The sequence below is a fragment of the Myxococcaceae bacterium JPH2 genome (genome assembly GCA_016458225.1).
GTDB lineage: Bacteria > Myxococcota > Myxococcia > Myxococcales > Myxococcaceae > Citreicoccus.
In genome coordinates this window covers 120,261-141,500 of record JAEMGR010000017.1, presented here as the reverse complement: position 1 = coordinate 141,500, position 21,240 = coordinate 120,261, and the positions used below count along the sequence as shown (strand labels likewise).

Genomic DNA, 21,240 nt, shown 5'->3' with positions numbered 1-21,240 from the left:
CCGCACCGCCCACCGCTCGACGAAGCACCCCATCCGACATTTCGCACATCGAGGTCATGTCGGACCTGACTGCTAATACGGCACTGTTTCACCTATGTCGTATTTCCAACACCTCATGTTTCGAATTAGAAACACGGATTACCCCCCGGACGGACATGGACATGAGGTCGCCTTCCCACCCACCGAAAGAGGAGCAGCAATGAGGAAGCCCAATCCGTGGCTCGCATGGAGCCTGATGACGCTGGCGGCGCCGGCGGCGCTGGCCGAGCAGCCCTGGTACGAGAAGCCGGAGATGGAAGCCGAGGCCCAGACGCAGCTTCGGCGCGCCTCCCCTGAAGTGTCGGATGACATGCCCCACCCCCAGGGTGAGCGGCAGAAGGCCATGCGGCAGCGGGCGCTGCGTGAGCGGTTGCGCGGCCAGGGCCTTGGCAATGGCAAGGTCCACAAGCTGGGCAAGGGCCAGTACGTGGAGCTGGGGCTGGAGCGCGAGGACAAGGTGTTCGTCATCCTCGTGGAGTTCGGCAACCAGGTGCACCCCGTCTACGGCAACCCCACCACCAACCCCGGTGGCGACCTGCCCGGACCGCTGCACAACCAGATTGCCTCGCCGGACCGCGCCAAGGACAACACCACCATCTGGCAGGCGGACTACAGCCGCGAGCACTTCGAGAACCTCTACTTCTCGAATGCGCCCGGCTACGACTCGGTGGCCAACTACTACAAGGCGGCGTCCTCGGGTCGCTACACCATCAACGGCGTCGTGACGGACTGGGTGAAGGTCCCGTACAACGAGGCCCGCTACGGCCATGACCTGTGCGGCGGCAGCAACTGCTCCAGCGGCGTGTGGCCCCTCATCTCGGACGCCATCCACGTCTGGACGCAGAACCAGATCGCCGCGGGCAAGACGCCCGAGGAGATCTCCGCGTACCTGGCCACCTTCGACACGTGGGACCGGTACGACTACGACGGCGACGGCGACTTCAACGAGCCGGACGGCTACATCGACCACTTCCAGATCGTCCACGCCGGCATGGGCGAGGAAGTCGGCGGCGGCGCGCAAGGTGCCAACGCCGTGTGGAGCCACCGCTGGTTCGCCTACTCCAACCGCACCAGCGCGGACGGCCCCGGCCCTGCGAACAACCCCAACGGCGGCACGCGCTTCGCGCCGAACGTGAACTTCTGGGTGGGCGACTACACCATGCAGCCGGAGAACGGCGGCCTGGGCGTGTTCGCGCACGAGTACGGCCACGACCTGGGTCTGCCGGACCAGTACGACACGACGAACCTGGCGGACAACGGCACCGGCTTCTGGAGCATCATGTCCAGCGGCTCGTACCTGAACGACGGCACCACCGACATCGGCTCGCGCCCGGGTGACTTCTTCGCCTGGGACAAGCTGCAGCTGGGCTGGCTGAACTACGACGAGGCGTTCGCGGGCAAGCGCTCGCACCACACGCTGGGCCCCGCGGAGTGGAACTCGCGCGCGGCGCAGGGCCTGCTGGTGCACCTGCCGCTCAAGCCCCGTCCCGAGCCCGTCACCGCTCCCGCCGCGGGCGCGTACGCGTGGCAGGGCGGCCAGGGCAACAACCTGGACGTCGTGCTGGTGAAGACCGTCAAGCTGCCCAAGAAGCAGGCCGCGACGCTGTCGCTCCAGACCTGGTTCGACACGGAGCCGGACTGGGACTACGGCTACATCGCGTTGGCGGTGGATGACGGCGACTTCGTCAACCTGCCCTCGTCGGTGAGCACGCAGACCGACCCCAACGGCAACAACCTGGGCAACGGCATCACCGGCGCGTCCAACGGCTGGGTGCCGCTGAGCTTCGACCTCAGCGCCTACGCGGGCCACAGCGTCACCGTCAAGCTGCGCTACAAGACGGACCCCGCCTCGTTCGGCACGGGCTTCCTCTTCGACGAGGTGCGCGTGAGCACCGACAAGAAGATCCTCTTCGCGGACGGCGCGGAGAGCGGCGCGGACGCGTGGGACCAGGCGACGTTCCGCCTCACGGACGGCCAGAACACCTACTACGAGAACTACTACCTGGCCGAGTACCGGAGCTACCTCGGCTACGACAAGACGCTGCAGACCGGCCCGTACAACTACGGCTTCTCCGCGGACGGCCTGCCCAAGTGGGCCGAGCGCTACGCGTACAACGAGGGCCTGCTCATCACGTACTGGGACACGTCCATGTCGGACAACAAGGTGTATGACCACCCGGGCGAGGGCCGCCTCTTGCCCGTCGACTCGCGCCCCGTCCCGCTGCGCCGCGCCGATGGCCGCTACTGGTCCGGCCGCGTGCAGATCCACGACGCGACGTTCGGCGTGCAGCCCAGCCTGGGCCTGTCCATCAAGCCCAATGGCCAGCCGCGCGAGAACTACCCGTCGATGCCCGCCGAGCCCATCTTCAACGACCTGAACACCTTCTGGTACCCCGAGCAGCCGTACGCCGGAGTCAAGGTGCCCCACACCGGCACCGTCATCGAGGTGGTCAAGGAGAAGCCGGCCGCTGACCTGATGAAGGTCCGCGTCTACTCGGCCTCCGAGCTGCAGTAGTCCGCCGCGGTGAAGAGCCGGGGCCGCGTCATCCTCGACGCGGGCCCGGCCGTTGCAATCCTCGGCTTCCGGGAGCGCCCGTCATGGTGCGCGCCCGGGAGCCGTGGCCATGAAGACGACACACCGTCTGCTTTTCACCCTCACGTGCGGCTGGCTGGCCGCGACCCCCGCGGTCGCCGCGCCTTCATCCGCCCCACCCGAGGGCCCCGACGAGGCGGAGGCCCGCCTGAGGGATGCGGACGCCCTGCCCTGCGCCCTCGCCCCGGGAGGCCGCGTGTGGCTGGAGCAGATCGACACCTGCGACGCGTCCACCTGTGAGTCGCTCACGCGCGCGCACGTCGGAGCCTGGACCTTCGAGGACGCGGGCCTCCAGGTGCGCTGTACTCCCGAGCGCGTGGAACTCACGGCCCAGGCGTGGGAGCTGACGCTCACGCCGACCGCCACGGGAAGGCTGCGCGTCGATGACGAGGCCGCGGTGGAGCTGGTGCGGCGGGCGAACACCGAGCCGCTCGATGAGGCCGGCCGGCTGCACCTCGCCCGACTGTACGAAGGGCTTCGCGTGGCGGATGGCGCGCCGCCCTATGCGCCCCGCACGCTCCGGGCCGGGCTCGCGCTGCTGCGCGCCGAGCTGGCCGCGGGACAGTGGGCGCAGGCCCGCGCGCTGCGCGAGGACCTGGAAGCCCAGGTGCCGGTCTCGGACGTCGACGCTCGCGGCGAGCTGTCCGCGCTGACGCCGCCGGCGCTCAAGGAAACGTCCGAAAGTCGTCTTTAGAAGACTCGCATCCGAGGGGGGGAAGGCATGCCGTCGATCCGTGACAATCCGTTCACGAGGCTGTCGCAGGCACTGAAGAACCTGGGGAGTGCGCAGAGTCCACCGGCGAAGGTGCCCCCGGGCACCCAGTACGGTCCGCAGCCCAAGCCCCCGCCGCCGACGCCGCAGGACCTCTTCGAGCGCGTGGTGAACAGCGACGCGATGCATCGGCTCGAAGGCGTGGCGAAGTTCATCGACGTCGCGACGAAGGGCCCGTTCGCCCAGCGCGAACCGCGCGGCGGCGTCACCCCGCTGGTGGACGCCTCGGGCGTGGCCGACCTCCAGGCCGGTCAGGTGGACAAGCAGAAGGGAGGTCCGGTGACGCGTCTGCAAGAGTTCCTGGTGCGCGCCGGCTACCTGGACATGACGGACACGGCCTACGGGACGTTCGGGCCGCGCACGCAGAAGGCGCTCGCGAACTTCCAGGCCGCCGAGGGAATCGGCCCCAAGCAGGACGTGGCCACCGCCGTGGACGGGAAGAAGCCGGGGTTCATTGGTCCGGCCACCCTCGCGGCCATGCAGGCCCCGCAGCATCCCAAGCCGGACTCCACGGTGGATCTCCTCGTGAAGGCCTATGGCGCGCAGTTGGGCCGCCCCATGAGCCCCCTGGAGGCGGGCCCCAACGGCGCGAGGGTCCAGCAGTTCGAGAAGGGCTCCATCACGCGCATGCCCGGCGGTGAGGTGCGCGTGCAGGACCTGTCCGGCAAGGACCTGGTTGCGCCCATCCCGCCCAGCACCGTCAGCTCCGTCGACGAGGCCCGGGCCTTCCACGTCGCGCAGTGGGGCAAGACAGGCGCCACCGAGTTCAACGACGGCAGCAAGTACTACGGCGGCAACGACTGCGGCCCCACGTCCATCATCATGGCGGCCACGGCGGTGGGGGCCATGGAGCACCCCGACGCGGCCCACGCGGGCGTCACCATCGACAGCGTGCGCGACAGCATCCTCGGCCCGTCCAACGAGTCCGTCACCATGACGGTGGATCAGCTGGCCAAGGGCCTCGACAAGGCCGGCGCGGACGCCACCATCGTGCGCAAGACACATGTCTCCGCGGAGACGGTGGACGCGGCGCTCGCGCGGGGACACCCCGTCATCCTGGGTGGAAACCCCTTCGGCTATGACGCCGACCATCAGGCCTGGGGCCCCACCGCCAGCGCCGCGGACAACTACCTGATGGACCACAACTTCGGGAACCACTGGGTGTCCATCGCGGGCAAGACGCCCGAGGGCAACTACGTGGTGAATGATCCGCTCTGCCCCCGAGGCCCCATCGAGGTCACCCCCGAGGAGCTGGCCGAGTTCATCGACGGCAACATCGGGATGATCGAGGTCAGCGCCCGGCCGCCGCCGCTCTCGTAGCCCAAGGCCCACTTGGGGTGCGGGCACTCCCCCACCCCGGGTCGGGAAGCGCGGGAGAACGTGCCGTGCGGGTGACAAAACGCACAGGGGACGCAACCCGCGCCGCGTCGCGCCGAAAATGGGTCATCGCTCACCTTGTTGCGAGGCACCGCATGGCCATCCTCCCGTCCCGCTCCACGACCGCGCCCCGCGCCGCGACCCCCGCCGAGGCCCGCACGGCGAAGCCTTCGACCCAGGCTCCCGCGGCCCCCAAGAAGTCCCAGCGCCCGGTGGACGTCTTCACGCCGGCCGGCAAGGACCCGCGCTACGACGGGCTGAAGGACCAGGCCCTCATCCGCGCGCTGCACGACGCGGTCTCCCAGCACAAGGACCTCGGCTACAACCAGGCGCGCAAGGTCATCTTCACCGAGCTGGACAACCACGATGGCAAGGTGAAGTGCGTGTACACCGGCCGCGAGGTGACCACGAAGAAGATCCCCTCCAGCAGCGACATGAACGTGGAGCACACCTGGCCCCAGTCTAAGGGCGCCACGGGCGCGGCGAAGGCGGATCTCCACCACCTGTTCCCCACGGACAGCAAGGCGAACTCCATCCGGGGCAACTATCCGTTCGGCATCGTGAAGGACGTGAAGTGGAGCCAGAACGGCGCCAAGTTCGGCAAGGACGCCCAGGGCCGCACCGTCTTCGAGCCGCCCGATGAGCACAAGGGCAACGTCGCGCGCGCCCTCTTCTACTTCTCCACCGTCTACAGCAAGCACATCCCGCCCGAGGACGAGGCCATCCTCAAGCAGTGGAACAAGGCGGACGGGGTGGACGCGGCGGAGAGCAGCCGCAATGACGCCATCGAGAAGTACCAGCAGAACCGCAACCCGTTCGTGGACGACTCGACCCTGGCCGACCGCATCGCGGACTTCTAGAGTCCCGAGGTTTCATGTCCATGAACCTCGCGCCGCTGTGGGCGCTCATTCCGGGCCGCCCCGGCGTGCCGCTCGCCAAGGTGGGCGGCTTCCCTGAGCCCACGGGCCTGTTGAACTGGCCCGTGTGCGCGCAGTGCGGTGAGCCCCAGCAGTTCCTCTTCCAGCTCCCGCACGTGCCCGGAAAGCTGGACCTGTCGCCCTTCGGCAGCGTCCACGTCTTCCAGTGCCAGAACCCCGAGACGGTCTGCTTCCGTTGGGACTCGGAGTCGGGCGCCAACGCCGCCGTGGCGGTGCGCCCGGGCGAGCCTCGCGTGGAGGGCACCCCGTCGAAGCGCGTGCCCCAGGCGGAGTGGCCGCTGAACTTCGCGCCCGCCCAGGAGGACACCGCCGCGCTGTCCGTGGATGTCAACGAGGCCACCGACGCGCAGTTGGAAGCCCTGGACCGCGCGCTGGAGGCAGCCCCCGAGAGCAAGGTCGGCGGCGTGCCCGGTTGGCTCAACGGCGACGCGGCGCCCATGTGCTGCGAGGAGCCGATGCGCTTCGTCGCTCAGCTCTCGGCCATGCCGTTTGGCCTGGAGTTCGGTGACGCGGGCCGGGGCTACCTCTTCCGCTGCTCGCGCGAGTGCGAGCAGCCCTTCCGCTTCCTGACGCAAGGCGCCTGAGCCTCACGTCCGCTCGCGGGGCGCGCGCTGTGCGCCCCGCGAACCGGGGGCTCAGCTCCAGGCGGTCACGCCGCCAATCCGCTTGAGCATCAGGATGGGGCCGTCATCCAGACGGCGCCCGCGCAGGTCGATCTCACAGTCGATGACCCAGTCGCCATGGGACTCAGGGTCCATGATGCGCTGCTGCGCCTCCCACTGCCGCTGGCCCGCCTCCTTGAGCTGCGTGTGCGCCGGCTTGCGCGCCTGCGGGGTGAGGAGCACCAGCTTGTGCTCCTCGAAGTACGGCGCCATGGCCTGCTCCAGCTTGGGCGCGGTCCACTCGCCCAGCGCGTTGTCGAGCATGCCCAGCGCGTCCATGTAGCGGCGCTGTCCCAGGGCGCGCAGCAGGCGGTGCAGCTCCTCTCGAACGCGGGCGGCGAAGGCCTTGGGGTCCTCGGTGAGCTCCTTGGGCTTGAGGTCCACCACCGGCTTGGCCTCGATGACGGCCTCCGGGTTCTTCATCCGCTCCCACTCGTCGATGAGGCTCGAGTCGACCTGGCGCACGGTCGCGCGGAGGTGATCGAGGATGTCCTCCACCTCTTCGTTGCGGAAGCGCTCCGGCACCGCCTGGAGCAGCGTCTTGTACACGTCACCCACGTAGCGCAGCAGCACGCCCTCGCTGCGCTGCAGGCCGTACTCGCGCACGTAGTCGTGGAAGGACATGAAGCGCTCGAACATGTCGCGCACGATGGACTTGGGCCGGATGTTCTCCTGGCCCACCCACGGGTGCTTGCGCGCGAACGCGTTGAAGGTGCCGTAGATGAAGTCCCGGTTGGGCTTGTGCCACTCGAGCTTCTCCAGCTCCTCCATGCGGTCGTCGTACTCCATGCCCTGCGCCTTCAGCTCCTGGATCTTCTCGCCCTTGAGCTGGTTGAGCTGCGCGTAGAGCACCACGTCTGGGTTCTCCAGGATGGACTCCACCAGCGTCACGACATCCAGCGCGTACGTCTCCGTCGCGGGGTCGATCATCTCCAGCGTGTCCAGCAGGTAGAGCGACAGCGTGTGGTTGAGGCTGAAGTCGCGCTGGAGGTCCTCGGCCACCTTCACCGTGCCGCCCGAGCCGTCGTGCCCCTTCTCCACCTCGACGATGCCCGCCGCGCGCAGCGTGCGGAACTGCGAGGCGGCGGTGCGCAGGTGCTTGCGGCGCAGGTAGTCCGAGCCGTGCGAGCGCATCACCAACTGCACCAATCGCCGGTAGCCGCCGCTGCCCTCCGTCTTGTCGCTCTGGAGCAGGTTGAGCAGGAGGCCGTGGCTCACCTCGAAGCGCGATTCGAGCGGCTCGGGCAGGCCCGTCTGGAGGCGCTCGAAGGTGCTGCGGTCGTACTGCACGAAGCCCTTCTGAGGCGGCTTGGCCTTGGGCGACTTCTTCTTGCCCGCGGCCTCCTTCGCGGCCTGGCGGATGTTTTCAATCATGTACTCAGGTGCCTGGGCCACCACGCTGCCTTGCGTGTCGAAGCCCTTGCGCCCCGCGCGGCCGGCGATCTGCTGGAAGTCGCGCACGCTCAGCGTGGCCAGCTTCTCGCCGTTGAACTTGAAGAGCTGCGTGAAGAGCACCGTGCGGATGGGGATGTTCACGCCCACGCCCAGCGTGTCCGTGCCGCTGATGACCTTGAGCAGGCCGTTCTGCGCGAGCTTCTCCACCAGCAAGCGGTACTTGGGCAGCAGACCCGCGTGGTGCATGCCGATGCCGTGGCGCAGGTAGCGCTGGAAGTCCTTGCCGTAGGGCGTGTCGAACTGGGCGTCCAGCAGCGCCTGACGGATGGCCTCCTTCTCTTCCTTGGTGCAGAAGTCCACGCTCATGAGGTTCTGCGCCTGCTCGGCGGCGGCCCGCTGCGTGAAGTTCACCAGGTAGACGGGATAGCGGCCCCGGCTCACCAGCTCCTGCAGCGTCTCGTGCAGGGGCGTCTCGCGGTAGTCGAAGTCGAGCGGCACCGGGCGCTGCGCGCTGCGCACCGTGGCCACCTCGCGGCCGGTGAGCTGCTCCAGGCTCTGCTCGATGACGTGCGTGTCCCCCAGCGTGGCGGACATCAGCAGGAACGTCGTGTCCGGCAGCGCGAGCAGCGGAATCTGCCAGGCCACGCCGCGGTCCCGGTCGGAGTAGTAATGGAACTCGTCCATCACGACGTAGTCCACGCGCGCCTTCGCGTCGCGCATCGCCAGGTTGGCGAGAATCTCCGCGGTGCAGCAGAGGATGGGCGCGTCGCGGTTGATGCTCGCGTCGCCGGTGAGCATGCCCACGTTCTCCGGGCCGAACGCGTGCGAGAGCGCGAAGAACTTCTCGTTCACCAGCGCCTTGATGGGACAGGTGTAGAAGGACACCTTGCCCTCGGCCATGGCCTTGAAGTGCAGCGCCGTGGCCACCAGCGACTTGCCCGAGCCGGTGGGCGTCTTGAGGAACAGGTGCTTGCCCCCCAGCAGCTCCAGGATGGCCTCCTCCTGCGCCGGATAGAGGCTCAGGCCATTCGTGGCCACGTAGCCCACGAAGCGGTTGAGGATTTCATCGGCGTCCAGGGGAGGCTCCCCGCGCTGGGGAAGCAGGGCGGCGAGCGGGGCGCGGTTGTCGGATGGGGCCGTCATCAGGAGGAAAAGTCTAGGCGGGGACGACCTGCCCCACCGGGAAAAACGCCTTCCGGACACCAGATGCCGCACGGTGGACGAATGCTTGGCCAACCGGGCCCGCCATGTCAGACGCATCTGGTCAAGCTGGGGGGCCCGAGTTAAGAGCGACCCAAGCATTCGCAAGAATTCCGTTCTTCCATGACTCCTTCGACCGCTGACGATCTTCCTCGTGGAACGATTCTTCGACAGACCTACGAAATCGAGTCGGTGCTGGGGCGCGGGGGGATGGGCACCGTGCACCTGGCGAGGCACCTGCGGCTGCCGGGCAAGCAGGTGGCCATCAAGGTTCTGCACCACGCGGCTTCGCTGCCCGCGGACATCCCGGTGAGGTTCCGGCGCGAGGCGGAGATTGCCTCGCGGCTGGCGCACCCCAACATCGTCGAGGTGCTGGACTTCGACACCCTGGAGGATGGCAGTCCGTTCATGGTGATGGAGTACCTGCGCGGGGAGAGCCTCTCGCGGCGGATGCGCAAGCAGAAGCGCATCCCCTTGCATGAGACGCTCGCGCTGGCGCGCGAGATGGGCTCGGCGCTCCAGGCCGCCCACCGCGCGGGCGTGGTCCACCGCGACCTCAAGCCGGGCAACGTGTTCCTCATCCCCACGGAGGCCGGGGGCCGAATCACCGAGCAGGTGAAGCTGCTCGACTTCGGCATCTCCAAGATTCTCGACTCGCAGACGGTGCAGACGCTGGACGCGGTGCTGATGGGGACGCCGCAGTACATGGCCCCCGAGCAGGCGCTGGGCCACAACAGCAGCGTGGACGCGCGCACGGACCTCTTCGCCTTCGGGTGCATCGTCTACGAGATGCTCGTGGGGCGAGGCCCCTTCGCGGGCGACACCGTCGCGGAGCTGATCTACCAGATCGTCCATGAGCCGCCCGCGGACCTCGCCACGCTCGCCCCCGAGCTGCCCGAGTCCGTCGTCGCCGCGCTCCTGCACGCGCTCCAGAAGAGGCCCGAGGACCGCCCGGCGGACGCAAGCACGTTCATCGAGGAGCTGACGGGAACGCCGCTCGAACTCCGAGCCCCCGCGTCCCCCTCGCTCCGGCCCACCACCACGCCGCGAGCCCCACCTCCGAGCGAGCCCATCGCGCCCGTCGCGCCGCCCACGCCGGTCACCCAGAACGCGAGGCCCGACGCCCCCGGCCCCGCCAGCGCGACGCCGTTGCTGCCCCCCGCTGACCGGGTCCGCGCCCATGCAAGACGCCGAGCCCTGCCCTGGGTCGTCGCCGGAGTGCTCGGGCTCGTCGCGGCGGCGGCGTGGTGGCGGTCCCCCGTCGGGGACTCGGCCGTCGCGGGAGCGCCCCGTGTCGCGCCCAACGCGCCAACCACGCATCCCGCGCCCGTGGCTCCAACTCCGACCGGGACGACGCAACCGCAGACGGAGCTGCCCCCGAACGCCCACGCCCATCCCGCCCAGGTGGCGCAGCCCGAGCCCGGCCTGGATGAAGTGCCAGAGGCCCATCCCGCACCGGAGGCCCATCCCGAAGCCGTCGACCATGAGGCGCCTCCGACCAATCCCTTGCAGGAGACGCCCGGAGTCGCCACCCGAGTCGAGGCGCCTCGCGTATCCACCGTGCCCAACAGCCGGCCCGCGACCGCCGAGCGCATCAGTGAGCCGGTGCGACAGGACCTCGCGGCGGCGGAGCAGGCCCTGGCCGCGGACGACATCGAGGGAGCGCTGCGCCTCATCCGCATGAGTCAGCGCAAGCAGGTGACGGGCGCGTCCTACGCATTGATTGCGCGCGTGCACTGCCGGCAGGGAGACCTCGCCAACGCCAAGGCCCAGTGGTCCCGCATCCCCGCGTCCGAGCGGCCCCGCGTGAGACAGTACTGCCGTCGCTACCACATCGACCTGTGAGGCTTGGGGCTCAAGGGCCTCACAGCACGAGCACGGCCTTGACCATGTCTGGCGCCAGCTCGTCGTGCGGGAGGATTTGGAACCCGAGCGCCTGACTGACCTGCTGCATCGCGTGGTTGCGCGCAAGGATGTCCGCGACGATGCGCCGCAATCCCCAATCGCGGCCAATGGCCACGAGCCGCCGCAGCATCTCCTGCCCCAGTCCTCGCCGCTGGACCGCATCGCTGATGGTGATGGCGAACTCCGCGTCCTGCGTGCCTCGCAGCCGCGTCAGCCGCCCCACGCCCACGATGGGCCCCGCCTCGCGAAGCGAGGGACGCTGCTCCGCCACGAGCGCCATCTCGCGCGCGTAGTCGATGAAGCAGATGCGCGCGAGCCGCTCGTGCGCCACGCGCTGACTGAGCTTCATGAGCCCCGCGTAGCGCAGGAACACGGTCTGCTCGGAGAGCGTCTGGTGGAACTTCACCATGCGCGGCTCGTCCTCCGGGCGGATGGGCCGCAGGAGCAGGTCCTGTCCATCTCGCATGCGGAAGCGCCCCACGTACTGGAGCGGATAGGGCTCGATGACCAGGGGCGGGAGCGTGGACTCATCCACCTCCGGGCCATGCAGCACCACGCGCGCATCCAGCGCCACCAATCGCTCGGACGACGCGAGCAACGGATTGATGTCCAGCTCGCGAATGAGGCGCTGCTCCACGACGAGCTGACTGAAGCGCACGAGCAACCGCTCCAGCGCGCCCAGGTCCACCGGCGGCGCCGAGCCCCGCACGCCGCGCAGCGCCTCGTGGATGCGGGTCCGCTCCATCAACCGGCGCGCCAGCGTGGTGTTGAGCGGCGGCAGCCCGAGCGCCCGGTCCTTGAAGACCTCCACCCACGTGCCTCCCGCGCCAAACAACAGCACCGGCCCGAACTGCGCATCCAGGCTGCTGCCCACGATGAGTTCCACGCCATCGCGCCGCACCATCGGCTGGACCGTGACGCCGTCGAACGCGTCGCTCAGACCCCGCTGCGCCAGCGCTTCGCGAATGCCCACGAACGCGTCCCGCACGGCCCGCTCGTCCCACAGGTCCAGCCTCACGCCGCCCACGTCTGTCTTGTGCGTCACCGTGCGCGAGTGCAGCTTGAGCACCACGGGGAACCCCAGCGTGCGGGCCTTCTCCACGGCCTCGTCCTCATGGCTCGCCAGCCACGTCTCCACCGTGGGGATGCCGTAGGCGGCGAGCAACTGCTTGGACTCGTACTCGGTCAACAGCACCCGGCCCGCGGCTCGCGCCTCGCGCACCAGCTCGCGCGCCACCGACTGGCCGCTGCCCGTGGGCTCCTCGGCCAGCGTGGGCGTCTCGTAGAGGCCCGCGAGGTTGTCCGTGTACTTCCACATGTAATTGAAGATGCGCGCCGCCGTGTCCGGGAAGCCGAACGTGGGGATGCCCGCGTCGTTGAGGATGCGCTCGCCCGCCGCGACCTCCGAGCCTCCCATCCAGCTCGCCAGCACCGGCCTGTCCGTGAGCCGTGCATAGGGCTTGAGGCGATCCGCCGTCTGGGTGGGCTCGGTCATGTCCTGCGGCGTGAGGATGACGAGCAGGCCGTCGCTGCTGGGGTCCGCGCCCGCGACCTCCAGGGCCTTCGCGTAGCGCTCGGGGTCGGCGTCGCCCAGGATGTCCACGGGGTTGCCTCGGCTCCACTGCGCGGGCAGGAACGCGTCCAGCTTCGCGCGGGTGTCATCGGACAGCACCGCCAGCTCGCCGCCACCGGACACGAGCGCATCCGTGGCCAGCACGCCGGGGCCTCCCGCGTTCGTGAGCAGCGTGAGCCGCCGGCCCGAGGGCCGAGGCTGACGGGCCAGCACCTCGGCCATGTGGAAGAGGTCGTCGATGGACTCCACGCGCAGCACGCCCGCGCGCCGGAACGCGGCGGTGAGAACCTCGTCGCTGCCCGCCAGCGAGCCCGTGTGCGACGTGGCCGCCCGCGCCGCCTGCATCGTGCGCCCCGCCTTGATGACGATGATGGGCTTGGTGAGGGCCACCTCGCGCGCGGCGGAGAGGAACGCGCGCGCGTCCCCGATGGACTCCATGTAGAGCAGGATGGAGCGCGTCATCGGGTCGTCCGCGAGGTAGTCGATGACGTCGCCCCACCCCACGTCCAACATCGAGCCCACCGAGACGAAGGCGCTGAAGCCCACCGCCTCGCGCTGGCTCCAGTCCAGGATGGCGGTGAGCAGCGCGCCGCTCTGGCTGATGAAGGCCACGTTGCCCGACCGGGCCATGCCGCGCGCGAACGTGGCGTTGAGTCCCCCGGGAGGCCGCATGATGCCCAGGCAATTGGGCCCCACGATCCGCATGCGCGCGGACTGCGCCACCTGAAGGATGTCGCGCTCCAGCCGCGCGCCCGCCTCCCCTGTCTCCTTGAATCCCGCCGAGATGATGATGGCGCCCTGGACACCCAGCTCGGCGCACTCGCGGACGATGTCCAGCACCTGGGGCGCGGGGACGACGATGACCGCCAGGTCCACCTGCTCGGGCAAGGCCCGCAGCGAGGGCCACGCCTTGATGCCCAGCACATGGGGGCGCCGCGGGTTGATGGGATAGACGGTGCCGCCGAACGGGCTGCTCACCAGGTTCCACAGGACGGTGCGCCCCACGCTCCCCGCGCGCTCGCTGGCCCCCACCACCGCCACGCTGCGCGGCGTGAAGAGGACATCCAGCGGGCGGCGGCTCCGCGCGTGCAGCAGGTCGAGCGAGGGGTCCGTCTTCGAGCGTGAGGCAGGGCGCGTTTCGTCCATGGTCGCGCCCTTGTTCGCGGATGCCCCCTGATGGATGCAACGACCGGCGGCCCGCTTCGTGCGCCAGTCGTCAGTCGCGCGAGCTCAGGCGGCCCGGGCCACCTTCTCCACCGCGGGCAGCAGCACCGTGCGCGCGAACTGGGCCAGTGGGGTCGGCGTGGTGGTGTCCTTCGAGCGAGGCTCGGCCGCGTCCAGCCGGCCCTCACCCGCGCCGACGTACAGCTCCACCATGGCCTCCGCGAGCCACGCGGGGGCCCCCGCACCCAGCAGCCCTTGACGCATGCCATCGGCGGGAATCCGCACGTACTTCACCGGGCGCCCCAGGGCCTCGGCGAGGATGTCCGCGGCCTCGGGAAACGACAGGTGCACCGGCCCCTGCGCGCCGCCCTGGCGATGTCCCGTCCACGTGGCGTCGAGCAGCACCTCCGCCGCCTTCGCCGCGATGTCCGCCACCGCGACCATGGGGAACTTCTGGTCCGGAGGCATGAGGGTGAACAGCGAGCCGGAGCGAGCAATCGCGGTCACATCGTGCAGCAGGTTCTCCATGAAGAAGCCCGCGCGCAGGGCGTAGACGTTGGGAAGCTCCGCCTCGAAGGCCTTCTCCACCGGGAGCAAGGAGCTGACGGGGCCCAGGCCCGGTCCGTTCTGCGCCCCCACGCTCGACAGCACCACGACGCGCCCGATGCCGTGCGCCTTGGCCGCCCGCGCCGCCTCCCGGGCGACGCCCTCGGACCAGGAGACGTAGTCCGGACGGCTCGGTGGCGGGTTGAGCCAGAAGAGCGCCGTGGCGCCCTGGAAGGCCGCGTCCAGCACCGCGCGGTCCTCCATCGAGCCCTCCACCACCCGCGCGCCAGCCTTCACCAGGTCCGCCACCTTCTCCGCCTTGCGGCTGATGAGGGTGACGCGCTTGCCAGCATGAAGGAGCCGCTGCACGAGCGGACGACCGATGTTGCCGTTGGGCGTGTTGACGACGAATGACATGACTGCCTCCGAAGCACGACGGGATGGCGGCAATCTGTCCCTGGGCTGCACATGAAGCCACTGCATGCTACGCATGTGGACATGAGCCCCGTGCATGCCCGTGCTTCCACCTCACCGCGCACCCGCGCCGCCCCCGCGAAGCCGCGCGAGCTGGACCTGGCGGACATCGACCTCAACCTGCTGCTCGCGCTCGACGCGCTGCTGACCGAGGTCAACGTCACGCGGGCGGCCGAGCAATTGGGCCTCACCCAGTCCGCGATGAGCCACGCGCTGGCGCGGCTGCGCGAACACCTGGGAGACCCGCTGCTCATCCGCGGACGGGGCGGCATGGTGCTCACCCCGAGGGCCGCGCAGTTGACCGCCCCGCTCCACCGCGGGCTGGTGGAGCTGCAGCGCGCGCTGCGCGCCGAGCATGACTTCGAGCCCGCCACCGCCGCGCGAAGCTTCACCGTGGCCACGCGCGACTACTTCGCCGCGGTGATGCTGCCGCCCGCCATGGAGCTGCTCGGCCGAGAGGCGCCCCGAGTCGACCTGGTGGTGCGGCACGTGGAGACGTCGAGCTTCCCCAGCCTGCTGGAGACCGGCGAGGTGGACCTCGCCGTGGTGCCCTCCCACACCGAGGCGCCCGCGTTCTTGCGCCAGCAGAAGCTCTTCACCGAGGACTTCCTCTGCGCGGTGCGGCGCGGCCACCCCGCGGTGCGCCGAGGGCTGGACCTGGACACCTACCTGAAGCTGTCCCACCTGCTCATCAGCCCGCAGGGCCAGGGCCCCGGCATCGTGGACGTGGAGCTGGCCAAGCGCGGCCTGGCGCGCCGCATCGCCCTGCGCCTGCCGTACTTCCTCATCACCCCCGCCATCCTGGAGCGCACCGACTGCGTCGTCACCGCGCCCCGCCGGATGCTGGAGGCCTTCTCGCCCCACCACGCCCTCGACGTCTTCCCGCCGCCCATCCCCATCCGCACCTTCGACGTCCGGCAGGTGTGGCACGAGCGGTTCGAGAACGACCCGGCCCACCGGTGGCTGCGCGGCCTCATGGCCCGTGCCGTGGGTGTGAATCCCGGTGCGTCTCGGACGCCCCGAGCCTCACGCCCCGTCCGCATCACGCAGTCTTCCTGACACTCCCATCCAGTGCCGCTGAACGGAAGTTCTCCGGTGGGGGCGCATCGCATGGGCGGCTCGGTGTAGGGTGGCGCGATATGAATCCAGAGAAGCTTGTTTTCGCCCAAACCGTGGAGGCGCTCTTCGTTCGCGCCCTCGAGAACCGCCTGACTCCCGCGTGTCGGGAGCACCTGCGGCGGGCGGGCCTGGACCTCGATCAAAAGTTGGAGCGCGCCTACACCCTGGAGCAGTGGCGCGAGTTCCTGCGCATCGCCGCGGGCCACGTCTATGGCGGCGTCCCCGCCGAGGCGGCGTACTACTCGCTGGGCGAGCGCTTCATGGACGCCTACTTCGGGACGTTCTTCGGCCGCGCCCTGCTCGGCGTCGTTCGCCTCGCCGGGCCGCGCCGAGCCCTGCTGCGCTCGGGACTCGGCTTTCGCGCCGGCAACAACTTCAGTGAGGTCAAAATCGTTGAGCGCAGCCCCACGTCGCTGGAGCTTTGGATGAACGACGTGCTGGCGGATCAGCCCACCTTCGCGGCCGGGCTGCTGGCCCGCGCGGTGGAGCTCTGCGGCGGGCAGCGCGTGGTGTCGCTACCCGAGGAGTTCGACGGCACGTCCGCCACCTACCACGTGCGCTGGTCCGAGCTGCCCAGCGAGGCGGCCCTCAGCGCCACTGGGGGTGGCTCAGAAGGCGCGCCTCGACCTCGGGCGTAAGGTCCGCGCCGTGCGGAGCCCGGGAGGAGGAGCGCTTCCAACGCTCCAGCCACCGGGCTCCCAGGGGGGCGTCCAGGGACTCGCGCCGGGTGGAGGCCACCGTCGTCTCGCCCTTGGTGCCCGTGGCGGCCCCCGCTCCCACGTAGAAGCCGGCCAGCAGCAGCGTCACCCGCGTGGGCGTGGCCGCGCTGTAGGTCATCAGCAGGGCCCCCTCCCCCTCTTCGCGGCAGTGGCGGCGCACCTCGGCCAGCGCGTGCTCGGTCCACATGTCCGGGTTGGAGGCCGGAGAGAACGGATCGAAGAACACCAGGTCGGCCACCGGCAACGGGCCGCGCAGGTGCGCCCGGGCCTCCCCGAGCTTCAGCTCCCAGCGCAGGCCGTCTTCCTCCCACCGGCCGTCCCGGATGAGGGCCTCGGCGGCCTCTCGGAAGGGTTGGAGGAAGGGAAAGCCCTGCGGATCCGCCAGGGCCAGCCGCAGCGGAGCGAGGTCCACCTCGAAGCTGACGAGGTGCAGCTCGCGCCGCCGCTCGCCGCCCAGCTCCCTGGCGCGGGTGAGCGCGGCCACGGCGTTGGTGGCCGCCCCCAGTCCCACATCCAGGATGACCAGGGGCGCGCCGGGCTGGCGCAGGCGGTCCGCCAGACGCGGCGGATCCACGTAGAGGCCGAGCGCCTCCTTCCAGGGTCCCACCGAGGGGTGCATCACCTCGCCGTGCCCCAGGTGGCGCACGGCGCGGGAGCCATTCCTCAGGGTGACGAGTTCGAACTCACCGTCGCGGGGATTCTCGGACTCAGCCATGGCGCGGGGCCACCCGGGCCAGGCCCGCGCTGGTGCACCCTCCCCCGTGGGGAGGGCTCGACTTCAGAGGTGACATGTCGCGCCATTCTACGGGCGCGAGGGCCGCTCAGGTGATCTTCCCGTAGCCCTTGATGACCGGATCGGTCGCCAGGTAGGTCTTGCGGCGCACCTGGTCGCTCGAGTTCCCCTCGATGGTCTGGACGTAGGTCTTGCCGCCCTTCGTGTAGACCTTCTCCACCAGGCCCACGTGGTCGGCATGGCCGTTCTTGCCCTGCCAGTCGAAGGTGATGGCGTCGCCCGGCTGCGGGTTGTTGCGGCCCTTCCAGTTGCCCTTCTTCGCGATGGCGTCCTGCACGCCCTGCGCGGACGCCGTGTTCATGTGCAGGCCCGCCTTCGTGGCCGCGTAGCTCACGAAGTCCGCGCACCACGCCTCGCCCGGGCGCCCGAAGAACTTGGAGAACGGGTTGGCGTTGCCCGCGCCCTCGTGGAAGCCGATGTGCTTGGCCGCCTCGGCCAGCATCTTGTTGACCTTCTCGCCCGGCGGCGCGTTCGAGGGCTGCGTGACGCCGCCCGCGCCCTGGCTGCCGCCCGTGGAGCCGCCCGCGCCGTGGCTGCCACCCGTCTTGGGCGGCTTGTTGTGCGCGGGCTCGAACCGGTCACCCTTGAGGGCACCCCACGTCTTGGGCCCGACGACGCCGTCCTGCGTCAAGCGGTGGGCCTTCTGGAAGCCCACCACGGCCGCCTTCGTCTTCGGGCCGAACTTGCCGTCCAGCGCCCCCGGGTTGAAGCCCGCCGCCTTCAGTTCCTTCTGGAGTTCCAACACCTTGGCGCCGTGGCTGCCCGACTTCAGCAAGGGCGAGGTCGCCGTCTTGTTCGTCGCGGCCGGGGTCTTGCCCAGCGTGGTGATCGTCTTGGACTGGGCTCGGGAAGCAGAAGTAACCGACATGACTACCCCTCCAGGAAAACGGGAAAGAACACTCCCGTTTATCGGAACTTGAGAGGCGATCGTTGCTGGTTATTTCATTTGCACGACTTTTAGCCGACTTCCTTGAGTGTCGCATTTGCAACACTCGCCTCGTCCTTGAGGTCCTTGGGGGTGGCGATGGCGGCCTTCAGCTCCCGGGCGACCTCGGCATAGGTGCCCTGGAGGATCCCGGCGCGCAGCCGGGCCATGAGCATCTGGTAGTGGCGGACGTTGTGGACCGACAGCATGCGCGAGCCCAGGTGGTGCTTGCCGCGCATGAGGTGCTGGAGGTAGCCGCGCGTGTAGCCCTTGCAGACGTAGCAGTCGCACGTCGCGTCGAGCGGCTCGTCCGAGAGCTGGAACACGGAGCGGGTGATGCGCACCAGTCCCTGGAACGTGTAGGCATAGCCCTGCTGGGCCATCTTCGTGGGGATGATGCAGTCGAACATGTCCACCCCGCGCAGCACCGCCTCGATGAGGTCGGTGGGGGTGCCCACGCCCATGAGGTAGCGGGGCTTGTCGCGCGGGAGGGACTCGGTGGCGCGCGCCGTCATCGTCTCGCGCTCGGCCTTCGTCTCACCCACGGCGAGCCCGCCAATGGCGAACCCGTCGAAGGGCAGCTTCGTGAGGAAGGCGGCGCTCTCGTCGCGCAGGTTCGGGAAGACGCCGCCCTGGACGATGCCGAAGAGGGCCTGGCCGGTGTCCACCTTGGCCTTGGCCTCCAGGCTGCGCACCGCCCAACGGTGGGTGCGCTCCATGGCCTCGCGCGTGCCCGCCTCGTCCGTGCGCGAGTCGATGCACACGTCCAGCACCATCATGATCTCCGAGTTGATCGCCTGCTGCATGGCGATGCTCGACTCGGGGCTGAGGAGCTGACGGCTGTTGTCGTGGAAGCTGCGGAAGTGGGCGCCCTTCTCCGTGATGAGGCGGTCCTCCGGCAGGGAGAAGATTTGGAAGCCGCCCGAGTCGGTCAGCACCCCGCCCTGCCAGCCCATGAAGGGATGGATGCCCCCGAAGCGCTTGAACACCTGGGCACCCGGCCGGAGCATCAGGTGGTAGGTGTTCGCCAGGAGGATCATCGCGCCCGCCTCCTTGGCCTCCTCCATGGACAGGTGGCGGAAGCCGGCGTGCGTGGCCACCGGCATGAACATGGGCGTGGGGAACGAGCCCCGCCGGGTGTGGAGGATGCCCGCGCGGGCGCCGGTGGGGTCGGTGGAGAGCAGTTCGAAGCGGACGGCCATTGCCGCGCCTTATACCTGCCCCTGCCCATCGGACACCCGCTTCCTGTCATCCGCCTCCCTGTCCGCCCCCCGGCGCGGCGCCCGGCCGGCATTTTCCGGCCCCTTCGGGCGGTTACAGGGAGTCCACCGCCATCCTGTCGGTGACGCTCTCACCGCGCGCCGTTGATCGCCGCGCCATTTCCGCTACAACGCCGCCGCCATGTTCAACGTCATCAACGTCTCCAAGGCCTATGGGCCCAAGAAGCTCTTCGAGGAGGTCAACGTCACCTTCTCGCCCGGGCGCCGCTACGGCCTCACCGGTCCCAACGGGGCTGGCAAGTCCACCTTCATGAAGATCCTCGCGGGAGACGAGGAAGCGGACATGGGCAACATCATCCGCCCCCGCAAGCTGGGCATCCTGCGCCAGGACCACTTCCGCTACGAGAACGACCGCGTGCTGGACGTCGTGCTCATGGGCAACCAGGGCCTGTGGGCCGCGATGCACGAGAAGAACCAGCTGCTCGCCAAGTCCGACATCACCGAGGAGGACGGCAATCGGCTGGGTGAGCTGGAGGGCGTCATCGCCGAGGAGGACGGGTACTCGGCGGAGAGCGACGCGGCCACGCTGCTGGCGGGCCTTGGCATCGAGGAGGCCTTCCACGAGGGCCCCATGCGCCAGCTCACCGGTGGCCTGAAGCTGCGCGTGCTGCTCGCGCAGGCGCTGTTCGGCAAGCCCGAGGGGCTGCTGCTCGACGAGCCCACGAACAACCTGGACATCGACTCCATCCGCTGGCTGGAGACGTTCCTCCACGAGTACGAGGGCGTGCTCATCACCATCAGCCACGACCGGCACTTCCTCAACTCCATCTGCACGCACATCGCGGACATCGATTACGAGGCCATCATCCAGTACACGGGTGGCTACGACGACATGGTCCGGCAGAAGGCGCAGCTGCGCACGCGCGTCGAGTCGGAGACGGCGGAGAAGAAGAAGAAGATCGCCCAGCTCCAGGACTTCGTCGCCCGCTTCCACGCCGGCACGCGCGCCTCGCAGGTGCAGAGCCGCATCAAGCAGATCGACAAGCTGAAGACGGAGGACTTGAAGCGCTCCAACATCGCGCGCCCGTTCATCCGGTTCGATCAGAAGGTCGTGAGCGGCAAGCAGACGCTGATGATCGAAGGCATCAGCAAGAGCTTCGACGGCACGCCCGTCATCCGCCCGTTCAACGCGCTCGTGTGCAAGGGCGAGAAGATCTGCGTCATCGGCCGCAACGGCGTGGGTAAGTCCACGCTGGTGAAGATGATCGCCGGCCAGCTCGAGTCCGACTCCGGCAAGCTCACCTGGGGGCACCAGGCATCCGTGGGCTACCTGCCGCAGGACCACCACGGCGTCGTGCGCAAGGGGACCACCTGCTTCGGCTGGCTGCGCGACCTGCACGACAAGCTCACCAACGAGGAGATCTCCGGCGTGCTGGGCCGCATGCTCTTCTCCGGTGAGGAGCGCATGAAGAACACGGACACCCTCTCCGGTGGCGAGACGGTGCGCCTGCTGTTGTCCAAGCTGATGATCATGCAGGACAACGTGCTCGTGCTGGACGAGCCGACCAACCACCTGGACCTCGAGTCCATCGCCGCCCTGGCCGAGGGCCTCCAGAAGTACGAGGGCACGGTCATCGTCGTCACGCACGACCAGGAACTCATCTCCGAGGTGGCCACCCGCGTGTGGAGCCTCGAGCTGGGCAAGGAAGTGCTCGACTTCAACGGCCCCTACTCCGAGTTCCGGGAGAAGCACGCGGACGCGGCGCTCAAGCGCCGGTAGCACCGCGCCGCTCGAGCGTCGGTCCACGACGCCCGAGCGGTCCGCG

Annotated in this window: 15 protein-coding genes; 9 read left to right on the top strand and 6 right to left on the bottom strand. The window is 69.3% G+C overall.

The window, feature by feature from the left end; genetic code table 11:
* Positions 1 to 199 precede the first annotated feature (199 nt).
* The 5 genes from JGU66_25155 (at position 200) to JGU66_25135 (ending at position 6,303) form a co-directional block, all read left to right on the top strand.
* Positions 200 to 2,554 carry an immune inhibitor A gene (locus JGU66_25155; protein MBJ6764075.1) on the top strand — a complete coding sequence of 785 codons (2,355 nt, stop codon included), beginning with the start codon at positions 200 to 202 and terminating at the stop codon, positions 2,552 to 2,554.
* A 109-nt stretch (positions 2,555 to 2,663) separates the two neighbouring features.
* On the top strand, positions 2,664 to 3,326 hold the full coding sequence (locus tag JGU66_25150) for a hypothetical protein (protein MBJ6764074.1): 663 nt from the start codon (positions 2,664 to 2,666) through the stop codon (positions 3,324 to 3,326).
* Between the two features lie 27 nt (positions 3,327 to 3,353).
* The gene (locus JGU66_25145) at positions 3,354 to 4,724 is read left to right on the top strand and encodes a peptidoglycan-binding protein (GenBank protein ID MBJ6764073.1); all 1,371 of its coding nucleotides are present in this window, start codon (positions 3,354 to 3,356) and stop codon (positions 4,722 to 4,724) included.
* 152 nt (positions 4,725 to 4,876) lie between these two features.
* Positions 4,877 to 5,641, top strand: coding sequence for an endonuclease (locus JGU66_25140; GenBank protein ID MBJ6764072.1), 765 nt, complete (start codon positions 4,877 to 4,879; stop codon positions 5,639 to 5,641).
* A gap of 14 nt (positions 5,642 to 5,655) precedes the next feature.
* The gene (locus JGU66_25135; protein MBJ6764071.1) at positions 5,656 to 6,303 is read left to right on the top strand and encodes a hypothetical protein; all 648 of its coding nucleotides are present in this window, start codon (positions 5,656 to 5,658) and stop codon (positions 6,301 to 6,303) included.
* A 51-nt stretch (positions 6,304 to 6,354) separates the two neighbouring features.
* Here JGU66_25135 and JGU66_25130 read toward each other — a convergent pair whose 3' ends face one another.
* Positions 6,355 to 8,919 (bottom strand): DUF3516 domain-containing protein, encoded by a 2,565-nt coding sequence (locus JGU66_25130; protein ID MBJ6764070.1) that lies wholly within the window; start codon positions 8,917 to 8,919, stop codon positions 6,355 to 6,357.
* Between the two features lie 180 nt (positions 8,920 to 9,099).
* Between JGU66_25130 and JGU66_25125 the strand changes: the two genes are divergently transcribed.
* Entirely contained in the window at positions 9,100 to 10,821 is a 1,722-nt protein-coding gene (locus JGU66_25125; GenBank protein ID MBJ6764069.1) for a protein kinase, read from the top strand.
* A gap of 19 nt (positions 10,822 to 10,840) precedes the next feature.
* Here the strand turns inward: JGU66_25125 and JGU66_25120 are convergent, their stop codons facing one another.
* Positions 10,841 to 13,600 carry a bifunctional acetate--CoA ligase family protein/GNAT family N-acetyltransferase gene (locus JGU66_25120; protein ID MBJ6764068.1) on the bottom strand — a complete coding sequence of 920 codons (2,760 nt, stop codon included), beginning with the start codon at positions 13,598 to 13,600 and terminating at the stop codon, positions 10,841 to 10,843.
* Between the two features lie 84 nt (positions 13,601 to 13,684).
* Entirely contained in the window at positions 13,685 to 14,581 is an 897-nt protein-coding gene (locus JGU66_25115; protein MBJ6764067.1) for an NAD(P)H-binding protein, read from the bottom strand.
* An 81-nt stretch (positions 14,582 to 14,662) separates the two neighbouring features.
* Here JGU66_25115 and JGU66_25110 point away from each other — a divergent pair, with 81 nt between their 5' ends.
* Both JGU66_25110 and JGU66_25105 read left to right on the top strand, forming a co-directional pair.
* Positions 14,663 to 15,697 carry a LysR family transcriptional regulator gene (locus tag JGU66_25110; GenBank protein ID MBJ6764066.1) on the top strand — a complete coding sequence of 345 codons (1,035 nt, stop codon included), beginning with the start codon at positions 14,663 to 14,665 and terminating at the stop codon, positions 15,695 to 15,697.
* An 80-nt stretch (positions 15,698 to 15,777) separates the two neighbouring features.
* Entirely contained in the window at positions 15,778 to 16,395 is a 618-nt protein-coding gene (locus JGU66_25105; protein ID MBJ6764065.1) for a DUF2378 family protein, read from the top strand.
* Here the strand turns inward: JGU66_25105 and JGU66_25100 are convergent.
* The 3 genes from JGU66_25100 to tgt all read right to left on the bottom strand — a co-directional run bounded on the left by JGU66_25100 (position 16,346) and on the right by tgt (position 19,396).
* On the bottom strand, positions 16,346 to 17,191 hold the full coding sequence (locus JGU66_25100; GenBank protein ID MBJ6764064.1) for a methyltransferase: 846 nt from the start codon (positions 17,189 to 17,191) through the stop codon (positions 16,346 to 16,348). The two genes, JGU66_25105 and JGU66_25100, sit on opposite strands and share 50 nt — an antisense overlap.
* 106 nt (positions 17,192 to 17,297) lie before the next feature.
* On the bottom strand, positions 17,298 to 18,137 hold the full coding sequence (locus tag JGU66_25095) for a peptidoglycan-binding protein (protein MBJ6764063.1): 840 nt from the start codon (positions 18,135 to 18,137) through the stop codon (positions 17,298 to 17,300).
* A gap of 89 nt (positions 18,138 to 18,226) precedes the next feature.
* Positions 18,227 to 19,396: a tRNA guanosine(34) transglycosylase Tgt gene (gene tgt / locus JGU66_25090; protein MBJ6764062.1), complete on the bottom strand. Its 1,170-nt coding sequence runs from the start codon at positions 19,394 to 19,396 to the stop codon at positions 18,227 to 18,229.
* 199 nt (positions 19,397 to 19,595) lie between these two features.
* On the opposite strand from tgt, the gene JGU66_25085 reads away from it, so the two are divergent.
* Positions 19,596 to 21,194, top strand: coding sequence for an ATP-binding cassette domain-containing protein (locus tag JGU66_25085; protein ID MBJ6764061.1), 1,599 nt, complete (start codon positions 19,596 to 19,598; stop codon positions 21,192 to 21,194).
* The last annotated feature ends 46 nt before the right edge of the window (positions 21,195 to 21,240 follow it).